The 25,490-nt window shown below is 52.8% G+C and carries 19 protein-coding genes, 4 tRNA genes, 3 rRNA genes and 1 pseudogene; 22 read left to right on the top strand and 5 right to left on the bottom strand.

Translation table 11 applies throughout. The annotated features are described in order from the left end of the window. The first annotated feature begins 16 nt into the window (after positions 1-16). From ubiE to tatD, 7 genes are all read left to right on the top strand, one after another. Positions 17-772 carry a bifunctional demethylmenaquinone methyltransferase/2-methoxy-6-polyprenyl-1,4-benzoquinol methylase UbiE gene (ubiE, locus tag I6L53_RS00260; protein ID WP_042326162.1) on the top strand — a complete coding sequence of 252 codons (756 nt, stop codon included), beginning with the start codon at positions 17-19 and terminating at the stop codon, positions 770-772. A 13-nt stretch (positions 773-785) separates the two neighbouring features. Further along, on the top strand, positions 786-1,391 hold the full coding sequence (ubiJ, locus tag I6L53_RS00265; RefSeq protein ID WP_042326164.1) for a ubiquinone biosynthesis protein UbiJ: 606 nt from the start codon (positions 786-788) through the stop codon (positions 1,389-1,391). Continuing rightward, positions 1,388-3,028, top strand: coding sequence for a ubiquinone biosynthesis regulatory protein kinase UbiB (gene ubiB / locus I6L53_RS00270; RefSeq protein ID WP_042326168.1), 1,641 nt, complete (start codon positions 1,388-1,390; stop codon positions 3,026-3,028). The genes ubiJ and ubiB overlap by 4 nt, the downstream gene beginning before the upstream one ends. Before the next feature lie 78 nt (positions 3,029-3,106). Continuing rightward, the gene (tatA, locus tag I6L53_RS00275; RefSeq protein ID WP_042326170.1) at positions 3,107-3,376 is read left to right on the top strand and encodes a Sec-independent protein translocase subunit TatA; all 270 of its coding nucleotides are present in this window, start codon (positions 3,107-3,109) and stop codon (positions 3,374-3,376) included. A 3-nt stretch (positions 3,377-3,379) separates the two neighbouring features. Then, complete coding sequence (gene tatB / locus I6L53_RS00280) at positions 3,380-3,910, top strand: Sec-independent protein translocase protein TatB (RefSeq protein WP_042326173.1); 531 nt, start codon at positions 3,380-3,382, stop codon at positions 3,908-3,910. 2 nt (positions 3,911-3,912) lie between these two features. Next, positions 3,913-4,698 carry a Sec-independent protein translocase subunit TatC gene (tatC, locus tag I6L53_RS00285; RefSeq protein ID WP_042326175.1) on the top strand — a complete coding sequence of 262 codons (786 nt, stop codon included), beginning with the start codon at positions 3,913-3,915 and terminating at the stop codon, positions 4,696-4,698. A gap of 41 nt (positions 4,699-4,739) precedes the next feature. Further along, on the top strand, positions 4,740-5,522 hold the full coding sequence (tatD, locus tag I6L53_RS00290) for a 3'-5' ssDNA/RNA exonuclease TatD (protein ID WP_042326177.1): 783 nt from the start codon (positions 4,740-4,742) through the stop codon (positions 5,520-5,522). Between the two features lie 7 nt (positions 5,523-5,529). Here tatD and rfaH read toward each other — a convergent pair whose 3' ends face one another. Then, positions 5,530-6,018: a transcription/translation regulatory transformer protein RfaH gene (gene rfaH, locus I6L53_RS00295; protein WP_042326178.1), complete on the bottom strand. Its 489-nt coding sequence runs from the start codon at positions 6,016-6,018 to the stop codon at positions 5,530-5,532. A gap of 168 nt (positions 6,019-6,186) precedes the next feature. Here rfaH and ubiD point away from each other — a divergent pair, with 168 nt between their 5' ends. Then, on the top strand, positions 6,187-7,680 hold the full coding sequence (ubiD, locus tag I6L53_RS00300; RefSeq protein ID WP_072015789.1) for a 4-hydroxy-3-polyprenylbenzoate decarboxylase: 1,494 nt from the start codon (positions 6,187-6,189) through the stop codon (positions 7,678-7,680). 38 nt (positions 7,681-7,718) lie between these two features. Next, positions 7,719-8,420, top strand: a complete 702-nt coding sequence (fre, locus tag I6L53_RS00305; RefSeq protein ID WP_042326180.1) for an NAD(P)H-flavin reductase — start codon at positions 7,719-7,721, stop codon at positions 8,418-8,420. Positions 8,421-8,580: 160 nt separating this feature from the next. Here fre and fadA read toward each other — a convergent pair whose 3' ends face one another. Then, the gene (gene fadA, locus I6L53_RS00310) at positions 8,581-9,744 is read right to left on the bottom strand and encodes an acetyl-CoA C-acyltransferase FadA (protein ID WP_042326182.1); all 1,164 of its coding nucleotides are present in this window, start codon (positions 9,742-9,744) and stop codon (positions 8,581-8,583) included. A 9-nt stretch (positions 9,745-9,753) separates the two neighbouring features. Continuing rightward, positions 9,754-11,943, bottom strand: coding sequence for a fatty acid oxidation complex subunit alpha FadB (gene fadB, locus I6L53_RS00315; RefSeq protein ID WP_042326183.1), 2,190 nt, complete (start codon positions 11,941-11,943; stop codon positions 9,754-9,756). Positions 11,944-12,132: 189 nt separating this feature from the next. Here fadB and pepQ point away from each other — a divergent pair, with 189 nt between their 5' ends. From pepQ to birA, 11 genes are all read left to right on the top strand, one after another. Further along, complete coding sequence (gene pepQ / locus I6L53_RS00320) at positions 12,133-13,464, top strand: Xaa-Pro dipeptidase (RefSeq protein WP_042326186.1); 1,332 nt, start codon at positions 12,133-12,135, stop codon at positions 13,462-13,464. After that, a complete protein-coding gene (locus I6L53_RS00325) occupies positions 13,464-14,078 on the top strand; it encodes an IMPACT family protein (RefSeq protein WP_042326187.1) in 615 nt (204 codons plus the stop codon). Before pepQ ends, I6L53_RS00325 begins: the two co-directional genes overlap by 1 nt. A gap of 38 nt (positions 14,079-14,116) precedes the next feature. Next, entirely contained in the window at positions 14,117-15,568 is a 1,452-nt protein-coding gene (gene trkH / locus I6L53_RS00330; protein WP_042326189.1) for a Trk system potassium transporter TrkH, read from the top strand. An 11-nt stretch (positions 15,569-15,579) separates the two neighbouring features. Further along, positions 15,580-16,125, top strand: coding sequence for a menaquinone-dependent protoporphyrinogen IX dehydrogenase (gene hemG / locus I6L53_RS00335; RefSeq protein WP_042326191.1), 546 nt, complete (start codon positions 15,580-15,582; stop codon positions 16,123-16,125). A gap of 375 nt (positions 16,126-16,500) precedes the next feature. Continuing rightward, positions 16,501-18,042: ribosomal RNA gene (locus I6L53_RS00340) — 16S ribosomal RNA — on the top strand. Positions 18,043-18,111: 69 nt separating this feature from the next. Then, positions 18,112-18,188, top strand: a tRNA-Ile gene (locus I6L53_RS00345). Between the two features lie 109 nt (positions 18,189-18,297). Then, positions 18,298-18,373: transfer RNA gene (locus I6L53_RS00350), tRNA-Ala, on the top strand. Positions 18,374-18,545: 172 nt separating this feature from the next. Next, positions 18,546-21,452 (top strand): 23S ribosomal RNA (locus I6L53_RS00355). Positions 21,453-21,547: 95 nt separating this feature from the next. Then, positions 21,548-21,663, top strand: a 5S ribosomal RNA gene (gene rrf / locus I6L53_RS00360). Together the 16S, 23S and 5S rRNA genes with 2 tRNA genes alongside form the textbook arrangement of a ribosomal RNA operon. 185 nt (positions 21,664-21,848) lie before the next feature. After that, on the top strand, positions 21,849-22,877 hold the full coding sequence (gene murB, locus I6L53_RS00365) for a UDP-N-acetylmuramate dehydrogenase (protein WP_042324906.1): 1,029 nt from the start codon (positions 21,849-21,851) through the stop codon (positions 22,875-22,877). After that, positions 22,874-23,836, top strand: a complete 963-nt coding sequence (gene birA / locus I6L53_RS00370) for a bifunctional biotin--[acetyl-CoA-carboxylase] ligase/biotin operon repressor BirA (RefSeq protein ID WP_042324908.1) — start codon at positions 22,874-22,876, stop codon at positions 23,834-23,836. The genes murB and birA overlap by 4 nt, the downstream gene beginning before the upstream one ends. Before the next feature lie 30 nt (positions 23,837-23,866). Here the strand turns inward: birA and coaA are convergent, their stop codons facing one another. Together coaA and I6L53_RS23570 are read right to left on the bottom strand one after the other, a co-directional pair. Continuing rightward, positions 23,867-24,817: a type I pantothenate kinase gene (gene coaA, locus I6L53_RS00375; protein WP_072015765.1), complete on the bottom strand. Its 951-nt coding sequence runs from the start codon at positions 24,815-24,817 to the stop codon at positions 23,867-23,869. Between the two features lie 301 nt (positions 24,818-25,118). After that, positions 25,119-25,199, bottom strand: a pseudogene (locus I6L53_RS23570) (hypothetical protein); the annotation flags it as partial. Between the two features lie 19 nt (positions 25,200-25,218). Between I6L53_RS23570 and I6L53_RS00380 the strand changes: the two are divergent. Both I6L53_RS00380 and I6L53_RS00385 read left to right on the top strand, forming a co-directional pair. Continuing rightward, positions 25,219-25,294, top strand: a tRNA-Thr gene (locus I6L53_RS00380). A gap of 8 nt (positions 25,295-25,302) precedes the next feature. Beyond that, a tRNA-Tyr gene (locus I6L53_RS00385) sits at positions 25,303-25,387 on the top strand. Positions 25,388-25,490: the final 103 nt, after the last annotated feature.

Consider the following 25,490-nt stretch of genomic DNA (forward strand, 5'->3'; position numbering starts at 1 on the left):
ATGAGCAGGCACTGAGATGGTGGATAATTCACAAGAAACGACGCACTTTGGTTTTCAGACTGTCGCTAAAGAACATAAAGCGGACATGGTGGCCCACGTTTTTCATTCAGTGGCATCAAAATATGATGTCATGAATGATTTAATGTCTTTTGGCATTCATCGTTTGTGGAAACGCTTCACCATCGACTGTAGCGGCGTCCGCCGTGGTCAGACAGTGCTGGATTTAGCCGGGGGGACCGGCGATCTGACGGCCAAATTCTCTCGCCTGGTCGGAGAGACCGGCAAGGTGATTCTGGCGGATATCAATGACTCAATGCTCAAAATGGGTCGCGAGAAGCTGCGCAATATCGGCGTGATTGGTAACGTGGAATACGTCCAGGCCAATGCGGAAGCGCTGCCGTTCCCGGACAATACTTTTGACTGTATTACCATTTCCTTCGGTTTGCGTAACGTCACGGACAAAGACAAAGCCCTGCGCTCTATGTTCCGCGTCCTGAAGCCGGGCGGTCGTCTGCTGGTGCTGGAATTTTCTAAACCGATTATCGAGCCGCTGAGCAAAGCGTACGACGCCTACTCTTTCCATATCCTGCCGCGTATCGGTTCTATGGTCGCCAATGATGCCGACAGCTATCGCTATCTGGCGGAATCCATCCGCATGCATCCCGATCAGGACACATTGAAAGCGATGATGCAGGACGCCGGGTTCGAGAGCGTCGACTATTACAACCTGACAGCGGGTGTGGTTGCGCTGCATCGCGGCTATAAGTTCTGACAGGAGAACGGGGATGCCTTTTAAACCCTTAGTGACTGCGGGAATGGAAAGTCTGCTTAATTCATTCCTGTACCGTTCGCCGGCGTTGAAAACGGCGCGAGCGCGTCTGCTGGGAAAAGTGCTGCGTGTGGAGCTAAAAGGCTTTTCGACATCATTAATTCTGCTGTTCAGCGAGCGTCAGGTTGACGTGTTGGGCGAGTGGGCTGGCGAGGCCGACTGTACGGTAATCACCCATGCCAGCGTGTTGCCAAAATTACGCGACCGCCAGCAACTGACCGCGTTAATTCGCAGTGGCGAACTGGAAGTGCAGGGTGATATTCAGGTTGTGCAAAATTTCGTTGCCCTTGCAGACCTGGCGGAATTTGATCCTGCTGAACTGCTGGCACCCTATACCGGCGACATCGCAGCAGAAGGGATCAGCAAAGCCCTTCGTGGCGGGGCCAAATTTCTCCGTCACGGGATCCAACGTCAGCAACGCTATGTTGCTGAAGCCATTACGGAAGAGTGGCGAATGGCACCCGGACCGCTTGAGGTTGCCTGGTTTGCGGAGGAAACGGCAGCCGTGGAGCGCGCTGTCGATACGCTGACCCGGCGGCTGGAAAAACTGGAGGCTAAATGACGCCAGGTGAAGTACGGCGCCTATATTTCATCATTCGCACTTTCTTAAGTTACGGACTTGATGAGCTCATCCCCAAAATGCGGATCACGCTGCCGCTGCGGTTATGGCGTTATTGCCTGTTCTGGATGCCGAACCGGCATAAAGAAAAATTGCTGGGAGAGAGACTGAGACTGGCTCTGCAGGAGTTAGGGCCAGTGTGGATCAAGTTTGGCCAAATGCTCTCGACCCGACGCGATCTCTTCCCTCCGCATATTGCCGATCAGTTGGCGTTGTTACAGGACAAAGTCGCTCCCTTCGATGGTAAGCTGGCAAAAGCGCAGATCGAACAAGCCATGGGCGGACTCCCTGTTGAAGCCTGGTTTGATGAATTTGATATTCAACCGCTGGCGTCGGCGTCAGTGGCTCAGGTCCACACGGCCAGACTGAAATCGAACGGCAAAGAGGTCGTCATCAAAGTCATTCGTCCTGACATTTTGCCGGTTATCAAAGCGGATCTGAGACTTATCTATCGCCTTGCTCGCTGGGTGCCGCGTTTACTGCCGGATGGTCGTCGCCTGCGCCCGACGGAAGTGGTGCGGGAATATGAAAAGACACTGATTGATGAGCTGAATCTGCTGCGCGAATCGGCCAATGCCATCCAACTGCGGCGAAACTTTGAAGACAGCCCAATGCTCTACATCCCGGAAGTTTATTCTGACTACTGCAGTGAGAATATGATGGTGATGGAACGCATTTACGGTATCCCGGTTTCTGATGTGGTGACGCTGGAGAAAAACGGTACCAACATGAAGTTGCTCGCGGAGCGCGGCGTGCAGGTATTCTTCACTCAGGTCTTTCGCGACAGTTTCTTTCACGCGGATATGCATCCCGGTAACATCTTTGTCAGCTATGAACACCCGGAAAACCCGAAATATATTGGCATTGATTGCGGGATTGTCGGTTCCTTAAACAAGGAAGATAAGCGTTACCTGGCGGAGAACTTCATCGCGTTTTTTAATCGTGATTACCGCAAGGTTGCGGAACTGCACGTCGATTCTGGCTGGGTGCCACCGGATACCAACGTTGAAGAATTTGAATTTGCGATTCGTACGGTGTGCGAGCCGATATTCGAGAAGCCGCTGGCGGAAATCTCGTTTGGTCACGTTTTGTTAAACCTTTTCAATACGGCGCGTCGGTTTAACATGGAAGTGCAGCCCCAACTGGTATTGTTGCAGAAGACATTACTGTATGTTGAAGGTGTAGGCCGCCAACTCTATCCGCAGTTGGATCTCTGGAAAACGGCGAAACCTTTTCTGGAGTCATGGATCAAAGATCAGGTTGGTATTCCGGCGCTGATCAGGGCATTTAAGGAAAAAGCGCCGTTCTGGGTCGAAAAAATGCCAGAACTCCCTGAACTGGTGTACGACAGTTTGCGCCAGGGCAAATATTTACAGCACAGTGTTGATAAGATTGCGCGCGAGCTTCAAGAGAATCATGTACGTCAGGGCCAATCCCGTTACTTATTGGGAATTGGCGCAACGTTACTGTTGAGTGGGACATTCCTGCTGATTAATCGTCCTGAATGGGGCTATATGCCCGGTTGGTTAATGGTGGGTGGTCTGGTCGCCTGGATTGTTGGCTGGCGCAAAACTCGCTGATTTTTTCATCGCTCAAGGCAGGCCGGGTAACGTATACTACGGCCTTAATAATTCATCATCTATCACAGAGGAACATGTATGGGTGGTATCAGTATTTGGCAGTTGGTGATCATTGCCGTCATCGTTGTACTGTTGTTTGGCACCAAGAAGCTTGGCTCCATCGGTTCCGATCTTGGCGCATCCATCAAAGGCTTCAAAAAGGCCATGAGTGATGATGATGCTAAACAGGATAAAACCAGTCAGGACGCTGACTTTACCGCGAAGTCTATTGTTGAAAAACCGGCAGACGCTGATAAAGAAACTGCGAAAAAAGAAGACGCGAAAAGCCACGATAAAGAGCAGGTGTAATTCGTGTTTGATATCGGTTTTAGCGAACTGTTACTGGTGTTTATTATCGGCCTCGTTGTTCTGGGGCCGCAGCGATTGCCGGTAGCCGTCAAAACGATAGCTGGCTGGGTACGCGCACTGCGATCCCTTGCGACAACCGTTCAGAATGAACTGACCCAGGAGCTTAAGCTTCAGGAGTTTCAGGACAGCCTGAAAAAGGTTGAGAAAGCGAGCCTGGAAAACCTGACTCCCGAGCTGAAAGCATCGATGGATGAACTGCGTCAGGCGGCGGAGTCAATGAAACGTTCCTATAGCGTGAACGAGCCTGAAAAAGCGAGTGATGAAGCGCACACCATCCATAACCCGGTGGTGAAAGGGAACGAAGAACAGCATCAAGGGGTCACGCCCGCCACTGCTGAAGTCCAGACCAGCGCACCGGAACAGGCTCCTGAGATTGCCGGGGAGACTCCTCCTGTCGTCAACGTGAAGGATGCTGAACCGAAAACCGCTACCCCTGTTGCTGGCTCCTCCCCTACGTCGAGTGATAAACCGTAAACATGGCTGTAGAAGATACTCAACCGCTTATCACGCACCTGATTGAGCTGCGTAAACGTCTACTTAACTGCATTATTGCGGTTATCGTGATCTTTCTGGCATTGGTCTATTTTGCCAATGACATCTATCACCTGGTTTCCTCGCCGCTCATCAAACAGTTGCCGCAGGGTGCGACCATGATCGCGACGGATGTCGCATCACCGTTCTTCACCCCGATTAAATTGACCTTCATGGTGTCGCTGATCCTGTCAGCGCCGGTGATTCTTTATCAGGTCTGGGCGTTTATCGCGCCAGCGCTGTATAAGCATGAACGGCGCATGGTGGTACCGCTGCTGGTCTCCAGTTCTTTACTGTTCTATATCGGTATGGCGTTTGCCTACTTTGTCGTGTTCCCGCTGGCGTTTGGCTTCCTTGCCAATACAGCGCCGGAAGGTGTGCAGGTCTCGACGGATATTGCCAGCTATCTGAGCTTTGTCATGGCGCTGTTTATGGCGTTCGGCGTCTCGTTTGAGGTGCCTGTTGCCATTGTGCTGCTATGCTGGATGGGGGTAACCACACCGGAAGATTTGCGCAAAAAACGGCCTTACGTGCTGGTTGGTGCGTTTGTGGTTGGGATGCTGCTGACGCCGCCGGATGTTTTTTCCCAGACATTACTGGCGATTCCGATGTACTGCCTGTTTGAGGTCGGCGTTTTCTTCTCACGTTTCTATGTCGGTAAGCGACAGACGCGGGATGAAGATAACGAGGCGGAAGCCGAAGCTGAGAAAGCCGAGAAAACAGAAGAGTAAATTCAACCGCCCGTCAGGGCGGTTGTTATATGGAGCGAAGCATGTTTGATATCGGCGTTAATTTAACCAGTTCGCAGTTTTTGAAAGACCGTGATGAAGTCGTGGCACGCGCGACTGCCGCTGGTGTGAATGGCCTGCTTCTTACCGGAACCAATCTACATGAAAGCCAGCAGGCGCAACGGCTGGCACAGACCTATCCTCACTGCTGGTCGACGGCCGGGGTTCACCCGCATGACAGCAGCCAGTGGCAGCCTGCAACAGAGGAAGCGATTGTGGCGCTGGCGAACCAGCCGGAGGTCGTGGCGATTGGCGAATGTGGTCTCGATTTCAATCGCAATTTTTCCACCCCGCAGGAACAAGAGCGGGCGTTTGACGCGCAATTGCGTATCGCCGCTGAGTTACAGATGCCGGTCTTTATGCATTGTCGTGATGCGCACGTGCGATTCCTGACGCTGCTGGATCCGTGGCTGGACAAACTCCCGGGCGCGGTGCTGCATTGCTTTACCGGTACGCGTGAGGAGATGCAGGAGTGTGTCGACAGGGGCATGTACATCGGTATTACGGGATGGGTATGTGATGAACGTCGTGGGCTTGAGCTGCGTGAATTGCTCCCGTTTATTCCGGCCGAACAATTGCTTATTGAAACCGACGCGCCATATCTGTTGCCGCGCGATCTCTCGCCAAAGCCCGCGTCGCGGCGTAACGAACCGGCACATCTGCCACATATTCTTGAGCGTATCGCCCATTGGCGTGGAGACGATCCGCAATGGCTTTCCGCCACAACGGATGCAAACGTTAAGAAGCTGTTTGGAATTACGTTCTGAGTCGCCGTTAAAGCTTACGGAAACCAGTATTTTTTACGCTCTGCTTCACCTCTTTATTTAGCAGGTTGAGCAGTAGCATGGAGCGCGCCTCGCCGTCCGGTTCAGTGAAGATCGCCTGCAGGCCTTCAAAAGCTCCCTCCGTGATGACCACGCGGTCGCCGGGGTAAGGCGTTTCGGGATCGACAATGCCTTCCGGTTTATAGACGGAGAGCTGGTGAATCACCGTGGAAGGAACTATCGCGGGTGATGCGCCAAAGCGGACAAAATGGCTGACGCCGCGCGTGGCATTGATCGTCGTGGTATGAATCACTTCCGGATCAAATTCCACGAACAGATAGTTAGGGAATAGCGGTTCGCTGACTGCAGTACGTTTTCCGCGTACCATTTTTTCCAGGGTGATCATCGGCGTCAGGCAACTCACTGCCTGTCTTTCGAGGTGTTCCTGGGCACGCTGAAGTTGCCCGCGCTTGCAGTACAGTAAATACCAGGATTGCATAGTAACTCTTATCCGCTTGTCCGGGGCGCAAGCATAGCAAAAGCAAGGCGTGAAGTTAATTATAATCCCGGTGGTGCAGGTGGGCTGTCAGAGTTCACGCTAATTTAACAAAAATACAGCATCGCGATGGTGAACGCCGTATAATGAGGCGCTTACGAAGAGGCCACAATGGATGCCATGAAATATCACGATTTACGCGACTTCCTGACGCTGCTTGAACAACAGGGTGAACTCAAACGCATCACGCTTGAAGTGGATCCACACCTGGAAATCACAGAGATTGCCGACCGCACGCTACGTGCCGGTGGCCCCGCACTGTTGTTTGAAAACCCCAAAGGCTATTCGATGCCGGTGTTGTGCAATCTGTTCGGTACGCCAAAGCGTGTCGCGATGGGTATGGGACAGGATGATGTCTCTGCGCTGCGGGAAGTCGGTAAATTACTGGCATTTTTGAAAGAGCCGGAGCCTCCGAAAGGCTTTCGCGATCTGTTTGATAAGCTGCCGCAGTTCAGGCAGGTGCTGAATATGCCGACGAAGCGACTGCGCGGTGCGCCCTGTCAGCAAAAAATTATCTCGGGCGATGACGTCGATTTAAACCGTATTCCCATCATGACCTGCTGGCCAGAAGACGCTGCGCCGCTTATTACCTGGGGGCTGACCGTGACCCGTGGCCCGCATAAAGAGCGGCAAAATCTGGGCATTTATCGCCAGCAGTTAATTGGCAAAAATAAACTGATTATGCGCTGGCTGTCCCATCGCGGAGGCGCGCTTGATTATCAGGAGTGGTGTGCGGCGCATCCGGGGGAACCTTTCCCGGTCTCTGTTGCGCTGGGTGCTGACCCTGCCACCATTCTTGGCGCGGTGACGCCGGTACCGGATACTCTCTCAGAATATGCATTTGCTGGTCTGCTGCGCGGTACAAAAACCGAAGTGGTCAAATGCCTGTCTAACGATCTCGAAGTACCCGCCAGTGCGGAGATTGTGCTGGAAGGGTATATCGACCCGGGTGAAATGGCACCGGAAGGTCCATATGGTGACCATACGGGGTATTACAATGAAGTGGATAGCTTCCCGGTTTTTACCGTCACGCATATTACCCAGCGTGAAGATGCGATTTACCATTCGACCTACACCGGTCGTCCGCCGGATGAGCCCGCCGTGCTCGGCGTCGCGCTAAACGAAGTGTTCGTACCGATTCTGCAAAAACAGTTCCCGGAAATCGTCGATTTTTATCTGCCGCCGGAAGGATGCTCTTATCGCCTGGCCGTCGTCACAATCAAAAAACAGTACGCCGGTCATGCGAAACGCGTCATGATGGGGGTGTGGTCATTTTTACGCCAGTTTATGTACACCAAATTTGTTATCGTTTGTGATGATGACGTCAATGCACGTGACTGGAACGATGTGATTTGGGCGATCACCACCCGTATGGACCCGGCCAGGGATACGGTGCTGGTAGAAAATACGCCAATTGATTATCTGGATTTTGCCTCGCCGGTTTCCGGTCTGGGTTCAAAAATGGGGCTGGATGCCACGAACAAATGGCCAGGTGAAACCCAACGCGAATGGGGACGTCCAATTAAAAAAGATCCTGACGTTACCGCCCGTATCGATGCGATTTGGGATGAGCTGGCCATCTTTAATGACGGTAAAGGCGCCTGAGGCGCTCGTTTTGCCCTACAGACCCATAGAGGGAGCGCATGACAACCTTAAGCTGTAAAGTGACCTCGGTAGAAGCTATTACTGATACCGTATACCGTGTTCGTTTAGTACCCGACGCGGCATTTTCCTTTCGTGCCGGTCAATATTTGATGGTCGTGATGGACGAACGGGATAAACGCCCGTTCTCGATGGCTTCTACGCCGGATGATCAGGGTTTTATTGAGCTCCATATTGGCGCGTCAGAAATTAACCTCTATGCCAAAGCGGTGATGGATCGCATCCTAAAGGACCACGAGATAACGATAGATATTCCACACGGTGACGCATGGCTGCGTGACGATGAAGAGCGTCCGCTGATCCTGATCGCCGGAGGAACTGGCTTTTCCTACGCCCGTTCCATTCTGCTGACGGCGCTGGCGCGTAATCCCAATCGTGAGGTCACGATTTACTGGGGCGGCCGTGAAGAGAAGCACCTTTACGATCTCTCTGAACTTGAAGCGCTCTCTATCAACCATCCTAACCTGCGTGTTGAAGCGGTGGTGGAACAGCCTGAAGCCAGCTGGCGTGGGCGTACAGGAACGGTCTTAACGGCGGTGATGCAGGATCACGGTACGCTGGCTGAGCATGATATCTACATTGCGGGCCGCTTTGAGATGGCGAAAATCGCGCGTGACCTGTTCTGTAATGAGCGCAGCGCGCGGGAAGATCGCCTGTTTGGCGATGCGTTTGCATTTATCTAAGAAGAAAAGTGAAGAAGAAAAAACCCGCCCCTGACAGGCGGGAAGAACGGCAACTAAATCGTTATGCACTGATGTTCTCGTTGTAGGCCGGGTAAGCGAAGCGCCCCCGGCAAACATGCCGGATGACGACGCTGGCGCGTCTTATCCGGCCTACATGAACTTAAACTCGCTCAAACACCGTCGCGATACCCTGACCCAATCCGATACACATTGTCGCCAGACCGAACTGGACATCTTTGCGTTCCATCAGATTCAGCAGCGTGGTGCTGATACGCGCACCGGAGCAGCCCAGCGGGTGACCGAGCGCGATCGCACCGCCGTTAAGGTTGATCTTCTCGTCGATCTGCTCCATCAAACCCAGATCTTTAATGCACGGCAGGATCTGCGCGGCAAACGCTTCGTTCATCTCAAACAAACCGATATCGCTGGCGGAAAGTCCCGCTTTTTTCAGCGCCAGTTTTGATGCCGGAACCGGACCGTATCCCATGATGGAAGGATCGCAGCCTACCACCGCCATTGAGCGCACGCGGGCGCGCGGCTTCAGACCCAGCTCACGTGCACGACTTCCGCTCATCACCAGCATGGCGGCTGCACCATCGGAGAGTGCAGAAGACGTACCTGCCGTAACCGTACCGCTGACCGGATCAAACGCCGGACGCAAGGTGGACAGCGTTTCAACCGTGGTTTCCGGACGGATCACTTCGTCATAAGTAAACTGCTTCAGCACACCATCGGCGTCATGTCCCCCGGTCGGGATTATCTCATTTTTAAACGCGCCGGACTGCGTTGCGGCCCAGGCACGGGCGTGTGAACGTGCGGCAAAGGCATCCTGCATTTCACGACTGATACCGTGCATGCGGGAGAGCATCTCTGCTGTCAGCCCCATCATGCCCGCCGCTTTGGCGACGTTGCGGCTCAGACCTGGGTGGAAATCAACACCGTGGCTCATCGGCACATGACCCATATGTTCCACACCACCTACCAGACAGGCCTGCGCATCACCGGTCATGATCATCCGTGCGGCGTCATGCAATGCCTGCATAGAGGAGCCACACAAACGGTTGACGGTCACCGCCGGTACGGAGTGTGGGACTTCCGCCAGCAGCGCCGCGTTGCGGGCGATGTTAAAGCCCTGCTCCAGCGTCTGCTGCACGCAACCCCAGTAGATATCGTCCAGCGCAGCCGCTTCCAGCGCCGGATTTCGCGCCAGCAGGCTACGCATCAAATGCGCGGAGAGATCTTCCGCGCGCACGTTGCGAAATGCGCCCCCTTTCGAACGGCCCATCGGGGTACGGATCGCATCAACAATTACAACCTGTTCCATTGTGACTCCTTAAGCCGTTTTCAGGTCGCCAACCGGACGGGCAGGCTCAACCGAGGGATAATACGGTTCGTTATGACGCGCTTTATCACGCAGACCTTGCGGAACGTCGTATAACGGACCGAGGTGCTGATACTGTTGCGCCATATCGAGATACTTCGCGCTGCCGATCGTATCCAGCCAGCGGAACGCACCGCCGTGGAACGGAGGGAAGCCCAGACCGTAAACCAGCGCCATATCGGCCTCTGCCGGACTGGCGATAATGCCTTCTTCGAGACAGCGCACCACTTCGTTGACCATCGGGATCATCATGCGGGCGATAATCTCTTCTTCGCTGAAATCACGCTTCGCTTTACTGACGTCAGCCAGCAGGTCGTCAACGGTGGCGTCCTCTTCTTTCTTCGGTTTACCTTTGTTGTCTTCTTTATAGCGCCAGAAGCCCAGACCGTTCTTCTGACCAAAGCGGTTAGCGTCAAACAAGGCGTCGATCGCATCGCGATAATCTTTTTGCATTCGCTGTGGGAAGCCTGCGGCCATTACGGCCTGCGCGTGATGCGCGGTATCAATACCCACGACGTCAAGCAGGTATGCCGGGCCCATCGGCCAGCCGAACTGTTTTTCCATCACCTTGTCGACTTTGCGGAAGTCCGCTCCGTCGCGCAGTAACTGACTAAATCCGGCGAAGTAAGGGAACAGCACGCGGTTAACAAAGAAACCAGGGCAGTCGTTGACCACGATCGGCGTTTTGCCCATTTTGCTGGCCCAGGCGACCACTTTCGCGATGGTTTCATCGGAGCTTTTCTCGCCACGAATGATCTCAACCAGCGGCATCCGGTGAACCGGGTTAAAGAAGTGCATCCCGCAGAAATTTTCCGGACGTTTCAGCACGCTTGCCAGCTCGCTGATGGGAATGGTGGAGGTGTTCGATGCCAGCACGGTATCGGGGCGTACTTTGTCTTCCGTCTCCGCCAGTACCGCTTTTTTCACTTTTGGATTTTCAACGACCGCTTCGACCACCACGTCGACGCGCTCAAAACCGGCGTAGTCCAGCGTAGGATGAATGGTTGAAATCACACCCGCCATCTTCAGACCGTCAATTTTGTTGCGCTCAAGCTGTTTGTTCAGCAGCTTCGCGGCTTCGGTCATCCCGAGGGTCAGGGATTTGTCGTTGATATCTTTCATGATAACCGGCACGCCTTTCCATGCCGACTGATACGCGATACCGCCGCCCATAATGCCTGCGCCCAGCACTGCAGCCTGCTTTGGCGTCTCAACGTCTTTGGTCAGCTTCTTCGCTTTGCCTTTCACATACTGATCGTTAAGAAAGATACCGACCAGTGCGCGGGCTTCATTGGTATGCGCCAGCGGGACAAAGCTTTTGTTTTCCAGATTCAGCGCTTCTTCACGACCAAAGCGCGCAGCGGCTTCAATGGTTTTCACGGCGGTCATCGGCGCGGGATAATGTTTGCCTGCCGTTTGCGCGACCATGCCTTTAGCAATGGTGAAGCTCATGGCGGCTTCAATCTTGCTGAGCTTCAGCGGTTCCAGCTTTGGCTGACGCTTCGCTTTCCAGTCCAGATCGCCGTTGATGGCCTGACGTAATACCGCTTTTGCGCCCTCAATCAGCTTTTCTGCTTTCACTACGCCATCGACCAGACCGATTTTCAGCGCTTGCTCGGCCCCAACGTCTTTACCGGCAGCAATGATCTCCAGGGCGCTATCTGCGCCTAACATGCGCGGCATACGTACGGAACCGCCAAAGCCAGGCATAATGCCCAGCTTTGTTTCTGGCAGACCGATACGCAGATCCGGCGTCGCCAGACGGTAGTCGGTCGCCAGTACACATTCGCAGCCGCCGCCCAGCGCATAGCCGTTAACGGCAGAAAGGGTCGGGACCGGCAGATCTTCCAGACGGTTAAAGACGCTGTTGGCGAAATGCAGCCACTGGCTGAGCTGTTCTTCGGGAACGAGAAACAGCGACAGGAATTCGGTGATATCCGCACCGACAATAAAGGCCGCTTTGTTCGAACGCAGCAGCAGCCCTTTTAAATCTGTTTGTTTTTCCAGTACGTCCAGCGCCTGGCCGAGGCTGGCGACGGTCGCCGTGTCGAGTTTGTTCACTGAGCCTGGGGCATCGAACACCAGTTCGGCAATGCCATCTTCCAGCCAGTCGAGGTACAGGTTGTCGCCTTTGTAAAGCATGTCAGTCTCCTGAATCCGCAAGGTGATCTGGTCATACCAGATGAAGCGAAGTGTGTATTTTATGTTAATAAAATGCAAATGACTGATTAAAGAAATGCCGATCCGATCACACCTGGCAGAAATCACGCTCTCTTGAATCGATGTGCTAAGATGCGGAGACTTGAGGTCGAAAAAACAGAAGGATAGAAAATGGAATCACTGGCCGCACTCTATAAAAATCATATCGTTACCCTACAAGAACGGACGCGTGATGCGCTGGAACGCTTTAAGCTTGATGCCCTACTTATTCACTCCGGCGAGCTGGTTAATGTTTTCCTCGACGATCATCCTTACCCGTTTAAGGTCAATCCGCAGTTTAAAGCCTGGGTGCCGGTGACTCAGGTACCAAATTGTTGGTTGTTGGTTGATGGGGTGAACAAACCCAAACTGTGGTTCTACTTGCCGGTCGACTACTGGCACAACGTTGAGCCGTTGCCGACCTCCTTCTGGACTGAAGAAGTTGAAGTGATTGCTCTGCCGAAAGCGGATGGTATTGGCAGTCAACTGCCTGCCGCCCGCGGCAATATTGGTTATATCGGCCCGGTTCCGGAGCGTGCGTTGCAACTGGAGATCGCGGCCAACAACATCAACCCGAAAGGGGTGATCGACTACCTGCACTATTACCGCGCCTACAAAACGGACTACGAACTGGCCTGCATGCGTGAAGCGCAGAAAATGGCGGTGAACGGGCACCGCGCGGCGGAAGAGGCCTTCCGTTCGGGGATGAGCGAGTTTGACATCAACCTGGCTTATCTGACCGCAACCGGTCATCGCGACACCGATGTGCCGTACAGCAATATTGTGGCGCTGAACGAGCATGCCTCGGTTCTGCATTACACGAAACTGGATCATCAGGCACCGTCTGAAATCCGCAGCTTCCTGCTGGATGCCGGCGCGGAGTACAACGGTTATGCCGCAGACCTGACCCGTACCTGGTCGGCGAAAAGCGACAATGAGTATGCGCAGCTAGTGAAAGATGTGAATGACGAACAGTTGGCGTTGATTGCCACCATGAAAGCGGGCGTCAGCTATGTGGATTACCACGTTCAGTTCCATCAGCGTATTGCGAAACTGCTGCGTAAGCATCAGCTTGTCACCGACATGAGCGAAGAAGCAATGGTCGAAAACGATCTCACTGGACCGTTTATGCCGCACGGTATTGGCCATCCGCTGGGCCTGCAAGTGCATGATGTTGCTGGCTTTATGCAGGATGACTCCGGTACGCATCTCGCCGCGCCGTCTAAATATCCGTATCTGCGCTGCACCCGTGTGCTCCAGCCAGGTATGGTGCTGACGATTGAACCGGGCTTTTACTTCATCGAATCGTTGCTCGCGCCGTGGCGTGAAGGGCAGTTCAGTAAACACTTCAACTGGCAGAAAATTGAAGCGCTGAAACCGTTTGGCGGTATTCGTATTGAAGACAACGTGGTGATCCACGAAAACAACGTTGAGAATATGACGCGGGATCTAAAACTGGCGTAATGGACAGTTGGTTAATCCCTGCGGCGCCGGTCACTGTTGTTGAAGAGATCAAAAAAAGCCGCTTCATTACGCTGTTGGCGCATACCGATGGCGTTGGGGCGGCAAAAGCGTTTGTGGAATCAGTCAGAGCGGAGCACCCGGACGCCCGTCACCATTGCGTGGCGTGGGTGGCGGGAGCGCCAGATGATTCACAGCAACTGGGTTTTTCCGATGACGGTGAACCGGCGGGAACGGCTGGTAAGCCAATGCTGGCGCAGTTAATGGGCAGCGGCGTTGGGGAAATCACCGCCGTTGTGGTGCGCTACTATGGCGGGATCTTGCTCGGCACCGGCGGTCTGGTTAAAGCCTACGGCGGCGGCGTAAACCAGGCATTGCGTCAGTTAACGACGCAGCGCAAGACGCCATTAACCGAATATACTTTGCAGTGTGAGTACGCGCAGTTGGCTGGCGTTGAAGCACTTCTGGGTCAACATGACGGCAAAATCGTCACCAGTGATTACCAGGCATTCGTTCGGTTACGGGTGGCTCTTCCTTATGCGAAAGTGAATGAATTTTCAGCAAAGCTGGCGGATTTTAGTCGAGGTTCATTGCAATTGTTAGCGATTGAAGAATAATCCCCACCTCATTTTGAAGAACTAAGGAAGCGGCAGAGATGCATTTTCGCGCCATTACCCGAATCGTAGGACTACTGGTCATCTTATTTTCGGGCACGATGATCCTCCCGGGGCTGGTAGCGCTTATCTATCGTGATGGGGCGGGACGCGCATTTACGCAAACCTTTTTTGTTGCGCTGGTGATTGGCTCCATGCTGTGGTGGCCGAACCGTCGTGAAAAAGGTGAACTAAAATCCCGCGAGGGGTTTCTGATCGTTGTGCTGTTCTGGACCGTGCTGGGCAGTGTGGGGGCGTTGCCTTTCATCTTTTCTGAAAGCCCGAATCTCACGATTACCGATGCATTCTTCGAATCATTCTCCGGACTGACCACGACCGGTGCCACTACGCTGGTGGGGCTGGATTCGCTTCCACACGCGATCCTCTTTTATCGCCAGATGCTGCAATGGTTTGGCGGGATGGGGATTATTGTGTTGGCCGTCGCGATTCTGCCAATACTCGGCGTCGGTGGGATGCAGCTCTATCGCGCTGAAATGCCCGGCCCGCTGAAAGATAACAAGATGCGTCCGCGTATCGCCGAGACGGCAAAAACGCTGTGGCTGATCTACGTCCTGCTGACGGTGGCCTGCGCGCTGGCGCTATGGTTTGCCGGCATGCCAGCGTTTGATGCCATCGGGCACAGTTTTGCCACTATCGCGATCGGCGGATTTTCCACCCATGATGCCAGCGTGGGCTATTTTGACAGCCCAACGATTAACACCATCATCGCTATCTTCTTATTAATTTCTGGCTGTAACTATGGTCTGCACTTTTCGTTACTGAGTGGCCGCAGCCTGAAGGTTTACTGGCGTGACCCCGAATTTCGCATGTTCATTGGCGTCCAACTGACGCTGGTGGTCATCTGCACATTAGTGCTCTGGTTCCACAATATCTATAGCTCCGCGCTGACGACGCTCAACCAGGCCTTTTTCCAGGTCGTGTCGATGGCCACCACGGCCGGATTTACAACCGACAGTATTGCGCGCTGGCCGCTTTTCCTGCCAGTACTGCTGCTATGCTCCGCGTTTATCGGTGGCTGTGCGGGTTCAACGGGCGGGGGACTGAAGGTTATCCGTATCCTCTTGCTGTTCAAACAGGGGAACCGCGAGCTGAAGCGCCTGGTGCATCCCAATGCGGTCTATAGCATCAAACTGGGGAATCGCGCGCTGCCGGAGCGTATTCTGGAAGCGGTCTGGGGATTTTTCTCGGCGTATGCGCTGGTCTTTATTGTCAGTATGTTAGCGATTATCGCAACCGGTGTGGACGATTTCTCCGCCTTTGCTTCCGTGGTGGCGACGCTGAACAACCTTGGGCCTGGGCTGGGCGTCGTGGCGGATAACTTTGCCAGTATGAATCCGGTGGCGAAATGGATCCTGATTGCCAACATGCTGTTTGGTCGCCTGGAAGTCTTCACTTTGCTGGTACTTTTTACCCCGACTTTCTGGCGTGAATAATGGAGTAACACGTGAAAACACTGATTCTTTTCTCATCTCGTGATGGGCAGACCCGGGAAATCGCCGCTTATCTGGCGTCTGAGCTCAAAGAGCTTGGCATCTGCACGGATGTGGTCAATCTGCATCGTATCGAAGAGCCTGACTGGGAACGCTATGACCGTGTGGTCATTGGCGCATCCATTCGTTATGGACACTATCATTCCGCGTTTCTCGAGTTTGTAAAGAAACATGCGACACGACTGAATCATATGCCAAGTGCGTTTTACTCCGTCAACCTGGTAGCGCGTAAACCGGAAAAGCGGACGCCGCAAACCAACAGCTACGCGCGCAAGTTTTTAATGAACTCACAGTGGCGGCCAGACCGTTCTGCGGTTATCGCCGGGGCGCTGCTGTATCCACGCTATCGCTGGTATGACCGTATGATGATTCAACTCATTATGAAAATGTCGGGTGGTGAAACGGATACGCGTAAAGAAGTTATCTATACCGACTGGGAACAGGTCGCGAGTTTTGCCCGCGAAGTCGCTCAGTTAACCCCCGATTCGTTGGTTAAATAAACGTAAAGAATAAAAAATGCGCACTCGGCAAATTATTTTAAATTTCCCCTTGTCAGCCCGAAATAACTCCCTATAATGCGCCTCCACTGACACGGAACAACGGCATGCAAGCCGCCGGGTCAGCGGGGTTCAGCGATGAATGCCCACAGAGAAAAGCGAAATAAATGCTTGACTCTGAAGCGGGAAAGCGTATTATGCACACCCCGCGCCGCTGAGAAAAAGCGAAGCGGCACTGCTCTTTAACAATTTATCAGACAATCTGTGTGGGCACTCAAAGTGACATGGATTCTTAACGTCGCAAGACGAAAAATGAATACCAAGTCTCTGAGTGAACACGTAATTCATTACGAAGTTTAATTCACGAGCATCAAACTTAAATTGAAGAGTTTGATCATGGCTCAGATTGAACGCTGGCGGCAGGCCTAACACATGCAAGTCGAACGGTAACAGGAAGCAGCTTGCTGCTTCGCTGACGAGTGGCGGACGGGTGAGTAATGTCTGGGAAACTGCCCGATGGAGGGGGATAACTACTGGAAACGGTAGCTAATACCGCATAACGTCGCAAGACCAAAGAGGGGGACCTTCGGGCCTCTTGCCATCGGATGTGCCCAGATGGGATTAGCTTGTTGGTGAGGTAACGGCTCACCAAGGCGACGATCCCTAGCTGGTCTGAGAGGATGACCAGCCACACTGGAACTGAGACACGGTCCAGACTCCTACGGGAGGCAGCAGTGGGGAATATTGCACAATGGGCGCAAGCCTGATGCAGCCATGCCGCGTGTATGAAGAAGGCCTTCGGGTTGTAAAGTACTTTCAGCGGGGAGGAAGGGGTTAAGGTTAATAACCTTAGCCATTGACGTTACCCGCAGAAGAAGCACCGGCTAACTCCGTGCCAGCAGCCGCGGTAATACGGAGGGTGCAAGCGTTAATCGGAATTACTGGGCGTAAAGCGCACGCAGGCGGTCTGTCAAGTCGGATGTGAAATCCCCGGGCTCAACCTGGGAACTGCATTCGAAACTGGCAGGCTTGAGTCTCGTAGAGGGGGGTAGAATTCCAGGTGTAGCGGTGAAATGCGTAGAGATCTGGAGGAATACCGGTGGCGAAGGCGGCCCCCTGGACGAAGACTGACGCTCAGGTGCGAAAGCGTGGGGAGCAAACAGGATTAGATACCCTGGTAGTCCACGCCGTAAACGATGTCTATTTGGAGGTTGTGCCCTTGAGGCGTGGCTTCCGGAGCTAACGCGTTAAATAGACCGCCTGGGGAGTACGGCCGCAAGGTTAAAACTCAAATGAATTGACGGGGGCCCGCACAAGCGGTGGAGCATGTGGTTTAATTCGATGCAACGCGAAGAACCTTACCTGGTCTTGACATCCACAGAACTTGGCAGAGATGCCTTGGTGCCTTCGGGAACTGTGAGACAGGTGCTGCATGGCTGTCGTCAGCTCGTGTTGTGAAATGTTGGGTTAAGTCCCGCAACGAGCGCAACCCTTATCCTTTGTTGCCAGCGGTCCGGCCGGGAACTCAAAGGAGACTGCCAGTGATAAACTGGAGGAAGGTGGGGATGACGTCAAGTCATCATGGCCCTTACGACCAGGGCTACACACGTGCTACAATGGCATATACAAAGAGAAGCGACCTCGCGAGAGCAAGCGGACCTCATAAAGTATGTCGTAGTCCGGATTGGAGTCTGCAACTCGACTCCATGAAGTCGGAATCGCTAGTAATCGTGGATCAGAATGCCACGGTGAATACGTTCCCGGGCCTTGTACACACCGCCCGTCACACCATGGGAGTGGGTTGCAAAAGAAGTAGGTAGCTTAACCTTCGGGAGGGCGCTTACCACTTTGTGATTCATGACTGGGGTGAAGTCGTAACAAGGTAACCGTAGGGGAACCTGCGGTTGGATCACCTCCTTACCTTAAAGAACCTGCCTTTGTAGTGTCCACACAGATTGTCTGATGAAAAACGAGCAGTAAAACCTCTACAGGCTTGTAGCTCAGGTGGTTAGAGCGCACCCCTGATAAGGGTGAGGTCGGTGGTTCAAGTCCACTCAGGCCTACCAAATTCGCTCCCGTGCTTTGTTGTGGCAATGCTCGCATACTTCAGTATGCTTCGCCTCACCACGCCGCGCCCGGAAACGAATTAGGGACGAGGTTTTAACTACACTGTATGGGGCTATAGCTCAGCTGGGAGAGCGCCTGCTTTGCACGCAGGAGGTCTGCGGTTCGATCCCGCATAGCTCCACCATACTGTAGAACGTAATCAAGAAAACTTCAGAGTGTACCTGAAAGGGTTCACTGCGAAGTTTTGCTCTTTAAAAATCTGGATCAAGCTGAAAATTGAAACGACACATCTTTAATGGTGTGTTCGAGTCTCTCAAATTTTCGCAATCATGAAGTGAAACATCTTCGGGTTGTGAGGTTAAGCGACTAAGCGTACACGGTGGATGCCCTGGCAGTCAGAGGCGATGAAGGACGTGCTAATCTGCGAAAAGCGTCGGTAAGGTGATATGAACCGTTATAGCCGGCGATGTCCGAATGGGGAAACCCAGTGCAATCCGTTGCACTATCGTTAAGTGAATACATAGCTTAACGAGGCGAACCGGGGGAACTGAAACATCTAAGTACCCCGAGGAAAAGAAATCAACCGAGATTCCCCCAGTAGCGGCGAGCGAACGGGGAGCAGCCCAGAGCCTGAATCAGCATGTGTGGTAGTGGAACGGTCTGGAAAGGCCGGCGATACAGGGTGACAGCCCCGTACACAAAATTGCACGTGCTGTGAGCTCGATGAGTAGGGCGGGACACGTGGTATCCTGTCTGAATATGGGGGGACCATCCTCCAAGGCTAAATACTCCTGACTGACCGATAGTGAACCAGTACCGTGAGGGAAAGGCGAAAAGAACCCCGGCGAGGGGAGTGAAAAAGAACCTGAAACCGTGTACGTACAAGCAGTGGGAGCCTCTTTTATGGGGTGACTGCGTACCTTTTGTATAATGGGTCAGCGACTTATATTCTGTAGCAAGGTTAACCGAATAGGGGAGCCGAAGGGAAACCGAGTCTTAACTGGGCGTTAAGTTGCAGGGTATAGACCCGAAACCCGGTGATCTAGCCATGGGCAGGTTGAAGGTTGGGTAACACTAACTGGAGGACCGAACCGACTAATGTTGAAAAATTAGCGGATGACTTGTGGCTGGGGGTGAAAGGCCAATCAAACCGGGAGATAGCTGGTTCTCCCCGAAAGCTATTTAGGTAGCGCCTCGTGAACTCATCTTCGGGGGTAGAGCACTGTTTCGGCTAGGGGGTCATCCCGACTTACCAACCCGATGCAAACTGCGAATACCGAAGAATGTTATCACGGGAGACACACGGCGGGTGCTAACGTCCGTCGTGAAGAGGGAAACAACCCAGACCGCCAGCTAAGGTCCCAAAGTCATGGTTAAGTGGGAAACGATGTGGGAAGGCTCAGACAGCCAGGATGTTGGCTTAGAAGCAGCCATCATTTAAAGAAAGCGTAATAGCTCACTGGTCGAGTCGGCCTGCGCGGAAGATGTAACGGGGCTAAACCATGCACCGAAGCTGCGGCAGCGACACTATGTGTTGTTGGGTAGGGGAGCGTTCTGTAAGCCTGCGAAGGTGTGCTGTGAGGCATGCTGGAGGTATCAGAAGTGCGAATGCTGACATAAGTAACGATAAAGCGGGTGAAAAGCCCGCTCGCCGGAAGACCAAGGGTTCCTGTCCAACGTTAATCGGGGCAGGGTGAGTCGACCCCTAAGGCGAGGCCGAAAGGCGTAGTCGATGGGAAACAGGTTAATATTCCTGTACTTGGTGTTACTGCGAAGGGGGGACGGAGAAGGCTATGTTGGCCGGGCGACGGTTGTCCCGGTTTAAGCGTGTAGGTGTGTGTTCCAGGTAAATCCGGTTCACTTTAACACTGAGGCGTGATGACGAGGCACTACGGTGCTGAAGTAACAAATGCCCTGCTTCCAGGAAAAGCCTCTAAGCATCAGGTAACATCAAATCGTACCCCAAACCGACACAGGTGGTCAGGTAGAGAATACCAAGGCGCTTGAGAGAACTCGGGTGAAGGAACTAGGCAAAATGGTGCCGTAACTTCGGGAGAAGGCACGCTGATACGTAGGTGAAGCGATTTACTCGTGGAGCTGAAATCAGTCGAAGATACCAGCTGGCTGCAACTGTTTATTAAAAACACAGCACTGTGCAAACACGAAAGTGGACGTATACGGTGTGACGCCTGCCCGGTGCCGGAAGGTTAATTGATGGGGTTATCCGTAAGGAGAAGCTCTTGATCGAAGCCCCGGTAAACGGCGGCCGTAACTATAACGGTCCTAAGGTAGCGAAATTCCTTGTCGGGTAAGTTCCGACCTGCACGAATGGCGTAATGATGGCCAGGCTGTCTCCACCCGAGACTCAGTGAAATTGAACTCGCTGTGAAGATGCAGTGTACCCGCGGCAAGACGGAAAGACCCCGTGAACCTTTACTATAGCTTGACACTGAACACTGGTCCTTGATGTGTAGGATAGGTGGGAGGCTTTGAAGTGTGGACGCCAGTCTGCATGGAGCCGCCCTTGAAATACCACCCTTTAATGGCTGGTGTTCTAACGTAGGCCCGTTACCCGGGTTGCGGACAGTGTCTGGTGGGTAGTTTGACTGGGGCGGTCTCCTCCTAAAGAGTAACGGAGGAGCACGAAGGTTAGCTAATCCTGGTCGGACATCAGGAGGTTAGTGCAAAGGCATAAGCTAGCTTGACTGCGAGCGTGACGGCGCGAGCAGGTGCGAAAGCAGGTCTTAGTGATCCGGTGGTTCTGAATGGAAGGGCCATCGCTCAACGGATAAAAGGTACTCCGGGGATAACAGGCTGATACCGCCCAAGAGTTCATATCGACGGCGGTGTTTGGCACCTCGATGTCGGCTCATCACATCCTGGGGCTGAAGTAGGTCCCAAGGGTATGGCTGTTCGCCATTTAAAGTGGTACGCGAGCTGGGTTTAGAACGTCGTGAGACAGTTCGGTCCCTATCTGCCGTGGGCGCTGGAGAATTGAGGGGGGCTGCTCCTAGTACGAGAGGACCGGAGTGGACGCATCACTGGTGTTCGGGTTGTCATGCCAATGGCACTGCCCGGTAGCTAAATGCGGAAGAGATAAGTGCTGAAAGCATCTAAGCACGAAACTTGCCCCGAGATGAGTTCTCCCTGACCCTTAAAGGGTCCTGAAGGAACGTTGAAGACGACGACGTTGATAGGCCGGGTGTGTAAGCGCAGCGATGCGTTGAGCTAACCGGTACTAATGAACCGTGAGGCTTAACCTTACAACGCCGAAGATGTTTTGGCGTGAGAGACATCAATATCAGCTTGATAACAGATTATGTCACTTCGTGGAAACGGGGTGATGAAACAGAATTTGCCTGGCGGCAGTAGCGCGGTGGTCCCACCTGACCCCATGCCGAACTCAGAAGTGAAACGCCGTAGCGCCGATGGTAGTGTGGGGTCTCCCCATGTGAGAGTAGGGAACTGCCAGGCATCAAATCAAGCGAAAGGCCCGGTCGAAAGACCGGGCCTTTTTGCGTTTTGAACACGATGAATTGCAGGCGTGCTATCTGGCAGTGCAGGGGAAAACCCACTGGATAACGCTATCCCGCCATAATACAAGCCATACTGCGGCAGATGCGGTAAACTAACCGCGATTTTGCATCAGGAAAGCGTCTATGAATCACTCCCTTAAATCCTGGAATACCTTTGGTATCGATCAAAATGCCAATGAGATTGTTTGTGCCGAAAATGAACAACAGCTACTCAATGCCTGGCAATCGGCGAATGCGTTGCATCAGCCGGTACTGATACTGGGTGAAGGGAGTAATGTCCTGTTTCTTGAAACCTTCCGCGGAACGGTGATCGTCAACCGTATCAAAGGTATTGAGGTGACAGAACAACCAGATGCCTGGCACCTGCATGTCGGCGCGGGTGAAAACTGGCATCGCCTGGTACAACACACGCTACAGCTTGGCATGCCCGGTCTGGAAAACCTGGCGCTGATCCCCGGCTGTGTAGGTTCTTCACCGATCCAGAATATTGGTGCTTACGGTGTGGAGCTCCAGCGAGTTTGTGATTATGTTGACTGCATTGAGCTGGCGACAGGAAAACCGCAGCGAGTCAGTGCGGCAGAGTGTCGATTTGGCTATCGTGACAGTATCTTCAAACATGAATATCAGGATCGCTTCGCGATCGTTGCAGTGGGTCTACGCCTGACTAAGCATTGGCAGCCAGTGTTGACCTATGGTGACCTGACGCGTTTGGATCCGGCCACGGTAACGCCCCAGCAGGTGTTTGATTCAGTTTGCCATATGCGCATGACAAAACTGCCCGATCCAAAAGTGAACGGCAATGCGGGCAGCTTTTTTAAGAATCCCGTGGTGGCGGCTGATGCGGCACAGGCCTTACTGTCGCAATTCCCGAATGCCCCCCATTATCCTCAGCCCGATGGCTCAGTAAAACTGGCGGCCGGTTGGCTCATTGACCAGTGTCAGTTGAAGGGCTGCGGGATCGGAGGAGCAGCAGTGCATCGTCAACAGGCTCTGGTGCTGATCAATGCCGATAATGCGACAAGTGAAGATATTGTCCAGCTGGCGCACCTGGTTCGTACAAAAGTGGGCGAAAAATTTAACGTCTGGCTGGAGCCTGAAGTGCGTTTCATCGGGCAAACAGGCGAAGTCAATGCTGTGGAGATCATTGCATGAAGGATAATACGGTTCCTCTGACGCTTATCTCCTTGCTGGCCGATGGCGACTTTCATTCCGGCGAGCAACTGGGTGAAAAGTTGGGGATGAGTCGGGCAGCCATCAATAAACACATCCAGACCTTACGAGACTGGGGTGTCGACGTCTTTACTGTGCCAGGCAAAGGATACAGTTTGCCGGAACCGATTCAGTTACTGGATGCCAACCGTATTTACAGCCAGTTGGAGCGCGGTACGGTGGCTGTGCTTCCGGTTATCGACTCCACCAATCAATATCTGCTGGACCGTATCGATCTGTTACAGTCAGGTGATGCTTGCGTAGCAGAATATCAACAGGCAGGCCGTGGGCGTCGTGGACGTAAGTGGTTCTCGCCCTTTGGTGCAAACCTTTATCTTTCGATGTTCTGGCGTCTGGAGCAGGGACCGGCCGCAGCGATCGGTTTAAGTCTGGTGATCGGTATTGTGATGGCCGAGGTGCTGCGCGATCTGGGGGCTGATAAAGTACGGGTAAAGTGGCCTAACGATCTCTACCTGCTGGATCGTAAACTGGCGGGGATCCTGGTCGAATTAACGGGTAAGACGGGCGATGCTGCGCAGATCGTTATTGGTGCGGGCATTAACATGGCGATGCGTCGTGTGGAAGAAGGCGTAGTGAATCAGGGATGGATTACGCTGCAGGAAGCCGGGATTACGCTCGATCGTAACACATTGGCGGCAAGGCTCATTCGCGAATTACGTACCGCGCTGGAGTTATTTGAGCAGGAAGGACTGGCTCCTTATCTTTCCCGTTGGGAAAAACTGGATAACTTTATTAATCGTCAGGTGAAACTGATTATCGGCGAAAAAGAAATATACGGTATTTCTCGAGGGATCGACGCGCAGGGGGCATTACTCCTGGAACAGGATGGCATTATAAAACCGTGGGTTGGGGGAGAAATCTCCCTGAGAAGCGCAGAATAATGAAAAGGGAGCTTTTGCTCCCTTTTTTAATTATTTCCGCAGGCGAACCTGTTCGACGGCATGATTCGCACTCTTGGTCATGATAAGACTCGCGCGCTCACGCGTGGGTAAGATGTTCTGCTTTAAATTCAACCAGTTAATTTCTTTCCATAGTGAGGTGGCCGTATTGATTGCCTCCTCTTTTGTCAGTTTCGCATAGTTATGGAAATAAGAGTCGGGGTCGGTAAACGCACCCTCGCGGAATTTAAGAAAGCGATTGATATACCATGTCTGTAGTAATTCTTCCGGCGCATCAACATAAATAGAGAAGTCGACAAAGTCCGAAACAAATACATGATGTGGGTCGTGTGGATAGTCCATCCCACTTTGCAAAACATTGAGCCCTTCGAGAATTAATATATCAGGCTGGGCAACGGTTTTATCTCCGTCTGGGATCACATCATAAATCAGATGTGAATAGACCGGCGCGGTTACGTTTGGCACGCCGGATTTGAGGTCGGAGACAAACTTGACCAGACGGTGCATGTCATACGATTCCGGAAAGCCTTTCTTCTTCATTAACCCGCGGTCTTTTAATACCTGGTTTGGATGAAGAAAGCCATCGGTGGTGATTAGCTCAACGCGGCGATGCTCTGGCCAGCGACTCAGTAACGCCTGTAATACACGCGCCGTGGTACTTTTCCCTACCGCTACGCTGCCAGCAATACTGATGATATAAGGAATGCGCTCACCGTTAGTACCCAGAAACTGTTCGAGAACAGCCTGACGGCGCAGGTTCGAGTTGATATAGAAGTTAAGCAAACGCGACAGGGGTAAATAGATCTCTGCAACTTCTTCCAGCGATAAATCTTCATTAATCCCTTTTAATTGCGCGATCTCTTCTTCAGTGAGGGTCATCGGCACGGAATCACGAAGCGCAGCCCACTGGTTACGGTCAAACTGTAGGTAAGGCGTCATTAACGTTTGCTCTTTTATACTCATAAGCATGTTTCTGGCTGTCATTACACCATCAGGGCAGTGATAAAAAGCGCGTTTTCCCCGGCATGCAATGGCACGTCACATTTCAGTTAATTTGGACAATGGGCAGGAGGGTAACACCAGATGGGGGGGAATAATAAGAAAAAATCTCTTCCTGTTGCCATTACCTGAAAAGTAATGTGACAGATATTCCAGATGTGCAGATGAGGGTTTGACGCGTTGAAGTGCCAGTTGGCGCAGGTGGGAGGAAATGGGTTGCCAGATAATGTCGAAATTTTATGCTGGACTGACTGAAAATACGTCATTTATTGGTCGTATAGTGCAAAATGTGAGCGATAGAACATTTTATGCAATTTTTTAGTTGCATGAGCTCGCAGGTCTCCATAGAATGCGCGCTACTTGATGCCGACTTAGCTCAGTAGGTAGAGCAACTGACTTGTAATCAGTAGGTCACCAGTTCGATTCCGGTAGTCGGCACCATCAAGTCCGGTGGGGTTCCCGAGCGGCCAAAGGGAGCAGACTGTAAATCTGCCGTCACAGACTTCGAAGGTTCGAATCCTTCCCCCACCACCACTTTCTGGCAGCAATTGCTGTCTGGGCTGGTTAAGAAAATAATCGGCTCGAATGAGAAAAGAGACTTGTCTCTTTTTTTGTTACAGAAAGAACTGGGTAGCCG

Source organism: Citrobacter farmeri (assembly GCF_019048065.1).
Classification (GTDB): domain Bacteria; phylum Pseudomonadota; class Gammaproteobacteria; order Enterobacterales; family Enterobacteriaceae; genus Citrobacter_A; species Citrobacter_A farmeri.